Source organism: Actinopolyspora lacussalsi subsp. righensis (assembly GCF_900116555.1).
Classification (GTDB): Bacteria; Actinomycetota; Actinomycetes; order Mycobacteriales; family Pseudonocardiaceae; genus Actinopolyspora; species Actinopolyspora lacussalsi.
In genome coordinates this window covers 113,971-126,775 of record NZ_FPAT01000002.1, presented here as the reverse complement: position 1 = coordinate 126,775, position 12,805 = coordinate 113,971, and the positions used below count along the sequence as shown (strand labels likewise).

The 12,805-nt window shown below is 70.2% G+C and carries 12 protein-coding genes and 1 riboswitch; of the genes, 5 read left to right on the top strand and 7 right to left on the bottom strand.

Features of this window, described 5'->3' with window-relative positions:
• Positions 1-29: 29 nt before the first annotated feature.
• The gene (locus tag BM394_RS04070; RefSeq protein WP_092974050.1) at positions 30-266 is read right to left on the bottom strand and encodes a ribbon-helix-helix domain-containing protein; all 237 of its coding nucleotides are present in this window, start codon (positions 264-266) and stop codon (positions 30-32) included.
• 201 nt (positions 267-467) lie between these two features.
• Between BM394_RS04070 and thiD the strand changes: the two genes are divergently transcribed.
• The 3 genes from thiD to BM394_RS04055 all read left to right on the top strand — a co-directional run bounded on the left by thiD (position 468) and on the right by BM394_RS04055 (position 4,854).
• A complete protein-coding gene (gene thiD / locus BM394_RS04065) occupies positions 468-1,346 on the top strand; it encodes a bifunctional hydroxymethylpyrimidine kinase/phosphomethylpyrimidine kinase (RefSeq protein WP_092974047.1) in 879 nt (292 codons plus the stop codon).
• A 248-nt stretch (positions 1,347-1,594) separates the two neighbouring features.
• Positions 1,595-3,568 (top strand): FUSC family protein, encoded by a 1,974-nt coding sequence (locus tag BM394_RS04060; RefSeq protein WP_092974043.1) that lies wholly within the window; start codon positions 1,595-1,597, stop codon positions 3,566-3,568.
• Positions 3,569-3,705: 137 nt separating this feature from the next.
• A complete protein-coding gene (locus BM394_RS04055) occupies positions 3,706-4,854 on the top strand; it encodes an ABC transporter permease family protein (RefSeq protein ID WP_092974040.1) in 1,149 nt (382 codons plus the stop codon).
• Between the two features lie 36 nt (positions 4,855-4,890).
• Here the strand turns inward: BM394_RS04055 and thiG are convergent, their stop codons facing one another.
• The 3 genes from thiG to thiO form a co-directional block, all read right to left on the bottom strand.
• Positions 4,891-5,655, bottom strand: coding sequence for a thiazole synthase (gene thiG, locus BM394_RS04050; RefSeq protein WP_092974037.1), 765 nt, complete (start codon positions 5,653-5,655; stop codon positions 4,891-4,893).
• A gap of 2 nt (positions 5,656-5,657) precedes the next feature.
• The gene (gene thiS / locus BM394_RS04045) at positions 5,658-5,858 is read right to left on the bottom strand and encodes a sulfur carrier protein ThiS (RefSeq protein ID WP_092629009.1); all 201 of its coding nucleotides are present in this window, start codon (positions 5,856-5,858) and stop codon (positions 5,658-5,660) included.
• Positions 5,855-6,970 (bottom strand): glycine oxidase ThiO, encoded by a 1,116-nt coding sequence (gene thiO, locus BM394_RS04040; RefSeq protein ID WP_092974034.1) that lies wholly within the window; start codon positions 6,968-6,970, stop codon positions 5,855-5,857. The genes thiS and thiO overlap by 4 nt, the downstream gene beginning before the upstream one ends.
• Positions 6,961-7,067, bottom strand: a riboswitch (TPP riboswitch). It overlaps the preceding gene by 10 nt.
• 139 nt (positions 7,068-7,206) lie before the next feature.
• Between thiO and thiE the strand changes: the two genes are divergently transcribed.
• Positions 7,207-7,881, top strand: a complete 675-nt coding sequence (thiE, locus tag BM394_RS04035; RefSeq protein ID WP_092927798.1) for a thiamine phosphate synthase — start codon at positions 7,207-7,209, stop codon at positions 7,879-7,881.
• 532 nt (positions 7,882-8,413) lie between these two features.
• On the opposite strand, the gene BM394_RS04030 is transcribed toward thiE, so the two are convergent.
• Together BM394_RS04030 and BM394_RS04025 are read right to left on the bottom strand one after the other, a co-directional pair.
• On the bottom strand, positions 8,414-9,541 hold the full coding sequence (locus tag BM394_RS04030; protein WP_092974031.1) for a S1 family peptidase: 1,128 nt from the start codon (positions 9,539-9,541) through the stop codon (positions 8,414-8,416).
• 196 nt (positions 9,542-9,737) lie between these two features.
• Positions 9,738-10,823: a hypothetical protein gene (locus BM394_RS04025; RefSeq protein ID WP_092974028.1), complete on the bottom strand. Its 1,086-nt coding sequence runs from the start codon at positions 10,821-10,823 to the stop codon at positions 9,738-9,740.
• Positions 10,824-11,053: 230 nt separating this feature from the next.
• Here BM394_RS04025 and BM394_RS04020 point away from each other — a divergent pair, with 230 nt between their 5' ends.
• Positions 11,054-12,031: a threonine/serine dehydratase family protein gene (locus tag BM394_RS04020; RefSeq protein WP_092974989.1), complete on the top strand. Its 978-nt coding sequence runs from the start codon at positions 11,054-11,056 to the stop codon at positions 12,029-12,031.
• Here the strand turns inward: BM394_RS04020 and BM394_RS04015 are convergent.
• Positions 12,012-12,770 carry a GntR family transcriptional regulator gene (locus tag BM394_RS04015; protein ID WP_092927799.1) on the bottom strand — a complete coding sequence of 253 codons (759 nt, stop codon included), beginning with the start codon at positions 12,768-12,770 and terminating at the stop codon, positions 12,012-12,014. The genes BM394_RS04020 and BM394_RS04015 overlap by 20 nt on opposite strands.
• Positions 12,771-12,805: the final 35 nt, after the last annotated feature.

Sequence of the window (12,805 nt, the reverse complement as noted above, 5' to 3'; positions counted from 1 at the left end):
ACGCCGGATGTGTAGGAATGATGCCGTACTCATAGCGATTCTTCCTCCCGGAGTTGATCCACGAGGGCGTTCGACACGACAGCCCCTCGGCGTGGCAACGGACTGAATCCTCGGTCGGGGACGCTCCTCGGCCGGAGGTCACCGGAGGCGTGCAACGCCTGGCGGGCGAGTTCGGACAGGGTCTGCCCGGTAGAGCGGCCCTCGCGACGGGCACGCTCCTTGAGCGCGACGTGAACATCGTCATCCAACCGAAGTGTGGTGCGCATGGATCCGATACTGGCGCATCGAACCGACGAACACGCACGAGGTGACTGTCGGACCCCCTTTTCCCACTCGCGAAGTTTGCCGGACGAGTCGCTCCGATTCCTTCATCCGCAGCTACACAACGCGGGTGCCGCTGGGATACACCGTGCGGTAACCGAGCCGACCCATCCACCCGGCCCACTCACAGCACGGGAACTTCTACGATGAGTTCGATGGACTCCACACCCACGGGCACCGGAATCCGGCCCGCCAACGACACGGCCCCGCCCACGGCCCTGACGATCGCGGGGTCGGACTCGGGAGGCAGCGCGGGAATGCACGCCGACCTGCGCACCTTCTTCTCCTGCGGCGTGCACGGCATGACCGCGGTGACGGCGGTGACCGTGCAGAACACGCTCGGAGTCTCCGACATGGTCGAGATCCCGCCGGAGACGGTGGCGGCCCAGGTCGAGTCGGTCGCCTCCGACATCGGTGTACACGCCGCCAAGACCGGGGTGCTGCCCTCGGCGGCATGCATCGAGGCGGTGCTGGCGGCCTGCGACCGGCAGGGCATCGGCCGGGACGGCCGCACCCCGCTGGTGCTCGATCCGGTGGCCGCCTCGCGCAACGGCGAACCGCTGCTGCGGGCCGACGCGCTGGCGGCGCTGCGCGACGAGGCGTTCCCCCGGGCAACCCTGGTGACTCCGAACCTCGACGAGGTGCGGCTGCTGACCGGTATCGAGGTGCGCGACCGGGACCAGCTCTGGGACGCGGCCAAGGCGGTGCACGACTTCGGCCCCGAGTACGTGCTGATCAAGAGCGGGCACCTGCCCGAGGACCCGGAGTGCGTGGACCTGCTGTTCGACGGGCACGAGGCCGTCACCCTGCCCGGCCCCCGGTACTCCACGGTGCACACTCACGGCGCGGGTGACGCCTTCGCGTCCGCGATCACCGCCGCGCTGGCGCGCGGCGCGCCGATGGAGCGCGCGGTCCGGCTGGGCAAGCGGTTCGTCAGCCGCTCGGTGCGGCACGCCTACCCGCTGGGCAACGGCGTCGGCCCGGTCTCGACGTTCTGGCGGATCAGCAGTCGCTCGATCCAGTGATCGCCACCCGGCCCCGGCGATTCCGGGCGCGGCGATTTCGCGAGAAATCGCCGAAAAGCCCTACTAACGAGTGATTTCGCTCGCTGCTCGGTAACCCTGATCGTGGGGTGTGTCGACGTATCCGACGAGGGACTGAATTACCACGGCAGAGTGGTTCGGGGACCCCTGCCCTGGTAACAGCCGATCGTCGGCATCGCCGTCGATACGTCAGTACGAGCACACACCAGGGGAAGCGTGGGGCGAATCCGGTGCTGAAACGACTACGGGCAGAGCTGTCCACCGAAGCGGGCGCGCCAGACCCACGACAGCGGCAGTACACCACGGCAGTGCTGCTCGCCGTGGTGGCGGCGACCCTCGTCGGCCGACTGTCCGACATCGGAGAACCGCTGATCATCGCGGGAATGACGGCGGTGCTCACCCTGATCTCCTCCGGCGGGCACTCGCTGCGCGCCGACCTGCGGATGTTCGCGAGATTCGCGCCCGCCATCACGGTGGTGCTGGCCGTCGGTCCGCTGCTGACGAACGCGCCGGTGCTCGCGGGGGCGCTGGTGGCCGCCGTGGTGTTCGGCGCGGGCATGCTGCCCGCGCTGGGAGAGCGCTACCGCACCTTCGGGCAGACCTTCGCCGCCGCGACGCTGCTGTCCACCACGACCGGGATCGGCGCGGGAGAACCGGCCTGGATGCTGGCCACCGCCGCCGTGCTCGGCGCGCTGCTGGCGCTGCTGCTGCGGGTGCTGGTGGGGCTGACCGATCCGAGCAGGACGATCCGGGCGACCGTGGCGCGCACGCTGACCACCCCCGGGCCGGGCGTGGTCGAGAGCGCGGCCGACTCCTGGCGCGCCGACGGCAGGGTCGGCTGGCTGGGCCAGGTGCTGGCCGGCGCCGCCCGGTTCCGGGCCGCTCGCGAGGTACTGCTGGCGCAGGCGCAGCAGTCGCACGGCGAGCAGCGGGAATGGCTGTACCGCATCGCGGCGCGGGCCGACGAGATCGCGGCCGAGCTGGCGGTGGCCGTTCGCTCGCGGGTGTGCACCGGTTTGAACGGTCTGGCCCGCACACGTCCCGAGGTGCTGGAAGGTGCGGCCAACCGGCAGGTGCCGGACGCGGTGCGCGGCATCAACGAGGGATTCGACCGGGTGCGCCGCGCGGTGCTGCAACGGGACCACGCGGCGGCCACCCCGGCGGAGCGCGGTGGCAGGCGGCAGCAGGCCGTGGGGGCGATGCGGGCCCATCTGTCGCTGCGGTCCTCGCTGTTCCAGCACGCGCTGCGCTGCACCCTGGCGGTCACGGTGGGCATGGTGATCGTGCTGCTGCTGCGGGACCCCTCCGCCTCCACGCTGCTGCTGAGCCTGTACGTGGTGCTGCAACCGGCCGCGCGGGACAGCATGAACGGTGCGCTGGAACGCACCGGCGGGGCGGTGCTCGGGGTGATAGTGCTGGCCGTGGTGATCGTGCTGGTGCCCTACGCGACGCTGCTGATACCCGTGTTCATAGCGGCGATGCTGTTGCGGGTGGAACGGCTGCGCAACGACTACCGCGTGCTGCTGGGGGCGCTGATCGCCATCACCGTGCTCGCCCGGATCGTGGAGTTGGACGAGCGTTCGCTGGTCAACGCGACGATCAGCTTCGCCGCCAACACCGCGATCGGTGCCGCGGTCGCGCTCAGCGTGGGATTCGTGAGCTACCTGGTGCTGCCGGGAAGCCTGGTGCCGGACGTGCGGGGGACGGTGCGCGCCACCGTGTGGTCGGTCTCGGAACTGCTGCGCAGTGTCCGCGCGGTCGGGCGCGGTGCCGAGCTGAAGGCACCGCTGCGGGCCGCGCACGTGCTCGCGCTGCGCCGCACCCAGGACCTGCTCGGCCTACCGGCCAAACTGGACGGTTCCGACACGGTTGAGGAGGAAGCCGAGCGCAGCAGCAGGGACGCGGCGGTGGCGCTGGACGCGCTGCGGCAGGACCTGGCGACGCTGGCGTTCCGACCCGACTCCGAACGGGCGCTGGCGGTACCGGCGCTGAGCGCGGTCGACGACCTGCTGGGCGGCAACACCACGGCGCGGATACCCGACATCCCGTCCGGGCAGGCACCCGCCACCGAGCTGCTGGCCGGTTCCCTGCTGGAGAACGCGCTGCACGCCAGAGCCGCGATCGACGAGACGTTCGGCTACAACGACCCGTGGAAGAGCTACACCATCTCGTTCGTGCGCCCGGAACGGCTGCGGATCCGTTGAGTCCGGCGTCGCGGAGAAGGCCCCTGGCTTCTCACTCAATGCACCGAAGTGGTCTCCGATCGTGGCGGAAAATAGGATCGAAAGCGGTAAAATCTTTCACGATTCCGGGATGACCACTTCGGACAGGGGGAAATCGGATGTGGCGGTGGTCAGGGCCGGACCGGCAACGGTCGAACTCCTCGTCACGGAGCACGCTGGTTCTGCTGGCGATGTTGACCGTACTGTTCGGCGCGTCGGCGAGCGTGAGCTCGGGAGCTCGTTCGGCCATCGAGCGTGAGGTACTCAGCTCCGGCGGATCGACTCGGATCGAACTCTCCTCGGTCGAAACCGGTCACTCCGTTCGTGAGCTCAACACCGATAACCTCGACGAAGCGCGAGGGCTGGAGCACGTCGCCAAGATAGTTCCCGACCACATATCGTCCATCTACACCGGAAACTCCGATCCCGACGTCCCCACCTTCGACCTCACCACGCACTCCTGGTGGCCCGCGGCACGCCCCTCCATCGTTCGAGGTGAAATACCGCAACCACTCGAACCGGGTCAGCTGGTACTTCCCTCACGCGGCTCCGGGGTCGATTTCAACCGATACGTGGGAGGGAAGCTACCCGCCGCCTACACGCGGGCAACCGGCGAGCGCTCGGGAACACCCGAGCAAACGACTTTCGAGGTGGTGGCCACCTACGACCCCGACTGGCAGCTGGACGGTCCCGATGCCGCCTATGCCGCCCCGGAGACGGCAGCCATGCTGGCAGCGGCCAAGGCGGGGATGACTCCTGAGCGATACCGATCCACCACGGGAGCGACGTCGGCGGTGGTCTCGGTGGCTGAGGAACAGTACGTGTCCGCTGTGGTGGAAAGGCTACAGCGGATGGGATTCTCCGCGTCACCGGTTGCCGATCGGGTGCGCAACCTGCCGGGTGTGCTCGGAGCGGCCGAACCCGGATATCAGGTCGGTATCCTCGTCGTACTCGCCGTCGCTGTGCTCATCGGCCTGTCCAACGCCCGTTCCAGCATCCACAGCCGCCTGTTCGGCGAAGTGATACGGACCGGACTGCTCACCGGTGTCCTCGGCAGCGCGGTCGGGTTCGGTGGCGCGCTGCTGCTACGTGGGGCTCTTGAACAGCTGCTGGGACTGAAGGTAAGCCTCACCGACATGTTGCCGAATCCGCTCTGGGCCGTGGCAGTCGTACTGACGCCGCTCATCGGTCTGGTGCTCGGAGCGTTGCTCGGAGGGCGTTTCGCCGTTCGACGAGATCCCCATCCGCCTGCCGCGGGCCGAGCCTGAGTGAACCGAGTGGGATTCGGGAGACTCCCACCTTCCTCACCCCATCGGCCTGCCGGGGCTGGACGCCTCGGCCCAGTAGCGGCGCGGAATCCGGCCCGCCTGCACGGCCAGTCGTCCAGCCTCCACGCCGGAGCGCATCGCGGCGGCCATCCGTTCCGGATCGTGTGCGCGGGTGACGGCCGAGGCCAGCAGCACCGCGTCACAGCCCAACTCCATGGCGAACGCGGCGTCGGAGGCGGTGCCGATCCCGGCGTCGAGCACGATCGGCACCGAAGCTCGGGAGCAGATCATCTCGATGTTGTGCGGATTGCGGATGCCCAGCCCCGTCCCGATCGGCGAGCCCAGTGGCATCACCGCCGCGCAGCCGAGCTGTTCCAATCGCGTGGCGAGCGCGGGGTCGTCGTTGGTGTAGGCGAGCACCACGAAGCCCTGGTCGATCAGCTGCTCGGCTGCGTCGGTCAGCTCCACCGGATCGGGCAGCAGCGTGTCCTCGTCGATCACGACTTCCAGCTTGATCCAGTTCGTGCCCAGTGCCTCGCGTGCCAGCTGCGCGGTGAGCACCGCCTCGGCCGCGCTGCGGCAACCGGCGGTGTTGGGCAGCGGAGCTATGCCGAGCCGCCGCAGCAGGTCGAACACCCCGGTGCCCCCACCCGTGTCGGCACGGCGCATCGCCACGGTGGTCAGCTCCGTGCCGGAGGCGATCAGCGCCTGCTCCAGCGCGGTCAGGCTGGCCGCACCCCCGGTTCCGGTAATCAGCCGCGAACCGAATTCGTGTCCGGCTATGACCAGCGGATCGTCCATGATCATCCTCCTTGCACGGCGGTAACGATCTCCACCGTCGCGGCCGTGCCGAGTTCGGTCTCCCGCCAGCGGTCCCGGGGAACCACGGCGCCGTCCAGCGCCACCGCCACCCCGCGGGACGGGCTGCGGAAACGTTCCAGCGCGTCGGCGAGGGTCGCGCCCCGCTCGAACTCGTAGCGCTCTCCGTTGATCGTGACGTTCATCGTCGAACTCCACTTCGCATTGGATCGGCGGGTTCGGTCTCGGCAGGCACGTGGCCGCCCCGCAGCAGCGCGGTGACCGCCTCGGCGGTGATCGGTGCGTGCAGGAATCCGTTGCGGTGGTGCCCGGTGGCGACGAGCACCCCGGATTCCAGCCAACCGATCAGCGGCAAGTTGTCCGGCGTGCCGGGACGCAACCCCGCCGTGGACTCGGCCAGTTCGTACTCGCCGAGTCCGGCCACCAGCCGCTCGGCGTCGCCGATCAGGTCACGCACCCCGCCCACGGTGACCCGCGTGTCGAATCCGTTCTCGTACTGCGTGGCACCCACGACCAGGCCGTCCGGACGCGGCACCAGGTAAACCGGCCTGCCGTGCACCGGTCCCCGGATGGTGTGTGCCGGGGGCGGCAGCGCGGTGCTCCTGCGACTGAGCCGCAGGATCTCGCCCTTGACGGGGCGGACCAGCTCGGCCAGGCCGTCGTGCAGCTGCCCGGAGCCGCTGCCCGCCGCGATCACCACCGCGTCGCAGCGCAACTCGGAATCGGCGAGTTCCACCACGCCGGGCCGGACGCGGCGGGCCGACTCGGTGTGGAACTCCACCCCGGCCCGCCGGGCGGCCTCGCGCAGCGCGGCGAGCGTGGTGCGGTTGTCGACCGAGAGGTCGCCCGGCACTTCCAGCCCGCCCTGCACGGCGGGTGCCAGCGAGGGTTCCATCCTGCGCAGCGCCCTGCCGGAGTGCCTGGTGACCGTCCGGCCCAGCTTGGCCAGGTGTTCGGCGATCTCGTGCAGCTGCTCGCGGTCGGCGCTGTCGGCCCCCACCACGAGCGTCCCCCGCTCACCGAGTCCGGAGGGTGCGTCGGCGGCGCGGGACAGTTCGGCGGCGAAGTCCGGCCAGCGTCGCAACGAGGCCGTTCCCAGTTCGAGCAGCTCCTCCTCGCCGAACCAGGTCTCGGCCAGCGGCGCCAGCATCCCGCCCGCGACGTGCGAGGCACCGCTCGCCGGTTCCGGGTCGACCAGCCGTACCCGGCAGCCCAGCGTGGCCAACCGCCACGCGCAGGACAGCCCGATCACACCGCCCCCGACCAGGGCGATGTCGTGATGTCGTTCGTCGGTCAATGCTCGCTCCCTGCGCCGGCATGATCCGGATCAGGTTCGGCGGTCGGGGCTTCAGCCCCCTCTCAGTCCGTTCGGTCGGACTCCCGCGGGTACCCACCGCACAGCTTAGGTGATGAACTCCGTCCGCGTCAGGTAGTGCTCGACGAGCCGCTGGTCACGTCGACCGGATGTTTCCACCGGAGCCACAGCGGGATGTGACTGGCGCCACCTACCGGCGCGTGGCCTACCCTGGACGCATGCCCGGAATGGACGGCTACGGAATGCGCGCCCGGCTGGCTCAGGCGCGGCTGTACTTGTGCACCGACGCGCGCCGGGAACGCGGTGACCTCGCCGAGTTCGTGGACGAGGCGCTGGCGGGCGGGGTGGACATCATCCAGCTGCGTGACAAGGACGAGTCCGGCGCTCCGCTGGAGGCCCGCGAGGAGCTGGCGGCGTTGCGGGTGCTCGCCGACTCCTGCGTTCGGCACGACGCGCTGCTGGCTGTCAACGACCGCGCGGACATCGCGCTGGCCGTCGACGCGGACGTGCTGCACCTGGGACAGGACGACCTACCGGTGGACACCGCCCGTGGCATCGTCGGCGATCAGATGATCATCGGGCGTTCCACGCACGACGTGGTGCAGGCCGACTCGGCGGCCACCGAGCGCGGGGTGGACTACTTCTGCACCGGCCCGGTGTGGACCACCCCCACGAAGCCGGGCCGCGAGGCAGCGGGGATCGACCTGGTGAGCCACGCCGCCGAGCACCACGGACACGGCAGGCCGTGGTTCGCGATCGGCGGCATCGGGCCGGAGAACCTGGACGAGGTCATGGCGGCCGGCGCCGAGCGCGTGGTGGTGGTCCGCGCGATCACCGAGGCGGAGAACCCCAGGGAGGCCGCCGCGCAACTGCGCTCCCGCCTGGTGGGCTGACCGCTGGTGAGCCCAGTACGGCCGCGAAGCACGGTGGACGACCGGATCGGGTGACCGCGAGCCGAAGCGGAACGACACCACTTCCCGTGTGGCCGTACGTCCCGGCGATCGGCGGCACTGCCCGACGATTTCGCGAGAAATCGACCCCGTCCCCTACGGACCACCAACCCTCTCGGAACGGTGGGGCGGCGATTTCGCGAGGAATCGACGGTGCGCTCCGTGGTGACGGCGGCCCCCGCTGGGAGGGGGCCGGGGGCCGCCGCCCGGAGTCGTTCCCGCCGCTCGCACGTCGGCGGGACCGAACACCGTCCGTGGGGCGGGCACCGAGCCGGTGCCCGCCGGAACTCCGTGCCGTCCTGCCTTCTCGGTGGTGCTGTTGTCCCTCTCCGGCGCTCCAGGCACCGAATCGTGGTCGCGGCCGCGCGGCTAGAACAGCGTCGATTTCTCGCGAAATCGCCGCGCCGCTGGGCGAGAGCCGTGCCGGAGGTTCCGCCACCCGCACCGCCGAGCAAGCCGAGCGGTCACACGGGAATCAGCCGGTCAGGAGAGAGACGCCGTAGCGGCCCAGTGCCTCGTTGACCGGCTGGAAGAAGGTGGTCCCGCCGGAGGTGCAGTTGCCCCAACCACCGGAGGTGATTCCCTGCGCCTGCCGCCCGGAGACGAACGAACCACCGGAGTCGCCGGGCTCGGCGCAGACGTCGGTACGGGTGAGTCCTTCGACGATCCCCTCGGGGTAGCGCACGCTCTGGTGCTTGCCGACGATGGTGCCGCAGTGCCAGCCGGTCGTGGAGCCGGAACGGCACACCGAGGCTCCCACCGGCGCCTCCGTGGAACCCGCGATGTTGACGGTGCCACCGCCGTAGTCGTTGACCAGCGGTTTACCGGGTGCCGAGCTGCGGACGAAGGAGAAGTCGTCACCGGGGAAGGAGGAGCCCGCCACCGTCCCCGCCGGGTTGCTGGTGCCGTCCCCGGTGGCGGCGCAGTGCCCCGCGCTGAGGAATCCACCCCGGACGGCGAAGCCGATCGAGCAACGGGTGTCACCACCCGTGTAGTAGGGGTTGCCGCCGATCACGTCGGCGTAGAGTCGCGGCTCGCCCGGGGTCTCGGTGATTCGTACCGCCTCGGTGGGCACCCCGGTGGAGCGGAGGAACTCCCGCACCCGCGGCGCGCTGCCCCGTTCGGCGGTGAGCACCACCGAGTTGTCCGTGGTGTCCACGTAGTGCCCGGTCACCGCGGCCGGGGCGCCGCGCAGCGATCCGTCCAGCCGCTCGGCGATGCCTTCGAGGTACCGGGAGCTGTACTGGACCAGCTCGGCCCGTGCACCGGCGGCGCGGGCGTCGGCCAGCCGGGAGCGGTCGGTCACGCCGACCACCAGCCGCCCGCTCGCGGCGTCGTAGTGCGCGCCGCCGTAGGAGTTCCCCAGCGTGCGCCGCAGCGTGTGGCGGACCTGCTCGGCTATCGTCTCCCGGTACAACCGCAGCCGGGACTCGCGTGCGCTGAGACCGAGGTCGCGCTGCATCGCCTTGAGCAGCGAAGCGGCCCCGTCCGGTTCAGCGGTGTTCGTGTTGTCGGCTGCCGAGGCGGCAGGTGCCGCGGTCGCGACGGTGGCCGTCGCCAACAACAGGGTCCCCACGAGACGACAGGCGATCCCTAACTTCACTGACGGCCTCCCTCGAAAGCGGGAAAATTTCCACGATCGCGTGAGCGGCGTTGGGCGATCACCGCGCCAGCATTGCTGCGCAACCTAGCAGATCTCGCCGCGATATCGGAGAGGTATCAGCGGAATAACTCACGGTGTGTTTTCGCCGCCACTTCGCGTGATCGAAATAACGGACGAAACGAACCAACCGGATCAATCACTCGCCGGGTGCCGAGGGGTGACCGGTCTGTCGGAGGCGCGCGCTCGGTGTGGGTTCGGCCGAGCCGGTCTCCGACGTCTCCGGGGTCTCGGACTCGGTGGGGGACGTCGAATCCGTGGTGCTGCCGGGCCGCTGCTCACCGGACTCCTCCGGAGCGGAGGTCTCACTCGATGCGGTACTCGTGCCGGAGGGCTCGGAGGATTCGGAGGGTTCGGGGGTCGAACTCGACTCGGAGGCGGGCACCGGCTCCTGCCCCTCGGACGGATCGGACCGCGTACCGGCATCGCCCTGCCGGAACATGTTCCCCACGGTGGTCCCACCGGAATCGCCGGAGACCGAGTCACCGGTGATGCTCTCGTAACCGGTGATCAGCACCATGCACAGCACGAACGCGAGTCCACTGGTCAGGGCCACCACGCGCCAGTTGAAACGACGCCGTCCACGCCGGACGGAGGATTCGTCGCCGCTCGGGCTGGTCTCCCCGTTCGCCGCGTTCCTCCCGTTCGCGGCTGCGCCGCCACTAGCGGCGCCGCCGATGACGCTTGTCGGTTCGTCCGACGAGTCGCCGTACCCGGCGGGACGTATCCGCCTGGTTGCGTCCGGCGCCACCAGCCGTCTGGTGACTTCCGCGTCGGGCCGCTCGACCGTCGGGGAACCACTCGCGGTGCCCGTTCCGGCACTGCCGATCCCCGTGTTCGCCGTCCCCGTGGTCGGTCGTTGTCGCATCGGCTCGGTGGGCGCGTGCGGGTCCACCCACCCCGCCGCGTTCCCGGTTCGCACCGCCCTGCGCCTGGCGGCTCGCTTCAAAGCGGCATTGGCCGCCTTCTCCCTGGTCGATTCCAGCGAACGCTGGTACACCGCCCCGCCGAGCGTGATCACCACACTGGTCAGCGCCGCACCGGAAACCGTTCCGGCTATCCCGAGCTGACCACCGAGCACCGCGGCCGTGGCTGCGGCGAGCCCGGTACCGGTCACCTGGGCGGGCGAAACACCGAGCTTGTCGAACGGTTTCGTCGAGCGCTTGGGCTCGGCCTTGTCGGACTCCTCCTCCCCCTGGATGTCCGGATCCCGCTGTTGGCTCATCTCTCTCCCACGCAGTCGTCGCCTCGCACGTCCAACGGACGATCTCGGCGTGCTGCTCCCGGGAGAGCCCCGCTAGTGAGTACTCCCACTCGGTGTAACACCGGTGCTCGCGAGCACCGAAGGATCTCCGGAGCCGGAAGCATCGGGTGCACCACGATGCCGCGCGGCCGGGGCACCCCGCGGTCGACCCCGGAAGCGGGACGGCTCACCGGATCGGCAAGGATTTCCGCATGTCGTTGGTCACGAACGAGGACGCGCGTGCCGCGCGGGAGATCCTGGGACAGCTGGGGCCCCGGGGCCCGGTGCGTACACCGCTGCTTCCGGCACCCGACGCCGACCGGAACGCTCCGCTGCTGCTCAAGCCGGAGAGCCTGCAACCGACCGGGGCCTTCAAGATCAGGGGTGCGCTGCACGCCACGGCCGTGTTGGACGAACGCACCCGCGCCAGGGGGATAGTCGCCTACTCCAGCGGGAACCACGCGCGTGCCGTGGCCCACGCCGGGAAGGTGTTCGGGATACCGGCGACCGTGGTGGTGCCGCACACCGCCCCGGCGGCGAAGGTCGCCGCGGCGCGTGCGCTGGGTGCCGAGATCGTGCCGGTGGAGGTCTCGGAACGGGAGTCGCGTGCCGGTGAGATCGCCGAGCGGCGCGGCGCACGGCTGATCCCGCCGTTCGACGACGCGACCGTGGTCGCGGGGCAGGCGACGGTGGGGCTGGAGATCGCCGAGGACATCGACGCGCTCGGGCTGTCCGAGGTGACGGTGCTGGTGCCGGTCAGCGGCGGCGGTTTGATCTCGGGGGTCGCCGCCGGGCTGGCTGGTTGCCGCGCCCGCGTGCGGCTGGTGGGGGTGGAACCGGAGCTGGCCGCGGACACCAGGGAGAGCTTTTACGCGGGCGAGCGCCGCCACTGGTCGGTGGCGGCGCGCACCAGCACCCGGGCCGACGGGCTGACCGCGCAGCCCTCCGAGTTCACCTTCGCCCACATCCGCGAGCTGGTCGACGACATCCGCACGGTCTCCGAGGACGAGATCGGCGAAGCGGTGGGATTCCTCGCCGAGAGCTGCCGACTGGTCGCGGAGCCCAGCGGGGCGGTGACCACGGCCGCGCACCGCCACCGCACGTGGGAGTCGGGGACGACCCCCACGGTGGCGGTGGTCAGCGGCGGGAACATCGACCGCGCCGCGCTGCTCAGTTCATTGGCGGATTGAGGCTGGCGACGAACTTGTAGCGGTCTCCCCGGTAGATCGAACGCACCCACTCCACCGGGGTGCCGTCCTGGTGGAAGGAGTGCCGGGACAGCAGCAGCATCGGCAGCCCCACGTCGGCACCGAGCAGTTCCGCCTCCTCCGGGCTGGCCAGCGCGGTCTCGATGGTCTCCTCGGCGCTGGCGAAGGAGATGCCGTACCGCTCACGCAGCACCTGGTACAGCGAAGCCCCCGCTTCCACGAGCTGGGTCAGCCCCTTGAAGCGGCTCAGCGGCAGATGGGTGGTCTCGATGGCCATCGCCTCGTCGTCGGCCAACCGCAGCCTGCGCATCCGCAGCACCGGACTGCCGGAACCGATGCCGAGCAGATGGGCCAGCTCCCGCTCGGCGGGCTCCTCGTTCATCTCCAACAGCCGGGAATCGGGCTGCCTGCCCTGGGCACGCATGTCCTCGGTGTAGCTGCTCAGCTGCAACCGCTGGGCCACCTTGGGTTGCGCGGCGAACGTGCCCTTGCCCTGGACGCGCAGCAGCCTCCCCTCCACCGTCAGTTCGGCCAGCGCCTGCCGGACCGTGGTGCGGGAGACGTCGAACTCGGCGGCCAGCGCCCGCTCGGTCGGTATCGAGGACCCAGCCGGCATGGAGCGAAGCATGTCCAGCAGATGCTGCTTCAACCCCCAGTACTTGGGCTCGCGTTGGTTCTTGGTCGGCATGTCGGCCCCGCCGGGCACCGACGCTTCGAGCATGTTTCCTCCTACCGTCGCGCCTGCGAACGGGGCGA

What these genes read in the sequence shown, in the direction of transcription:
- BM394_RS04070 (WP_092974050.1), bottom strand. Translation starts at nt 266, where the DNA reads ATGCGCACCACACTTCGGTTGGATGACGATGTTCACGTCGCGCTCAAG.
- thiD (WP_092974047.1), top strand. Translation starts at nt 468, where the DNA reads ATGAGTTCGATGGACTCCACACCCACGGGCACCGGAATCCGGCCCGCC.
- BM394_RS04055 (WP_092974040.1), top strand. Translation starts at nt 3,706, where the DNA reads ATGTGGCGGTGGTCAGGGCCGGACCGGCAACGGTCGAACTCCTCGTCA.
- thiG (WP_092974037.1), bottom strand. Translation starts at nt 5,655, where the DNA reads ATGGACGATCCGCTGGTCATAGCCGGACACGAATTCGGTTCGCGGCTG.
- thiS (WP_092629009.1), bottom strand. Translation starts at nt 5,858, where the DNA reads ATGAACGTCACGATCAACGGAGAGCGCTACGAGTTCGAGCGGGGCGCG.
- thiE (WP_092927798.1), top strand. Translation starts at nt 7,207, where the DNA reads ATGCCCGGAATGGACGGCTACGGAATGCGCGCCCGGCTGGCTCAGGCG.
- BM394_RS04025 (WP_092974028.1), bottom strand. Translation starts at nt 10,823, where the DNA reads ATGAGCCAACAGCGGGATCCGGACATCCAGGGGGAGGAGGAGTCCGAC.
- BM394_RS04020 (WP_092974989.1), top strand. Translation starts at nt 11,054, where the DNA reads ATGTCGTTGGTCACGAACGAGGACGCGCGTGCCGCGCGGGAGATCCTG.
- BM394_RS04015 (WP_092927799.1), bottom strand. Translation starts at nt 12,770, where the DNA reads ATGCTCGAAGCGTCGGTGCCCGGCGGGGCCGACATGCCGACCAAGAAC.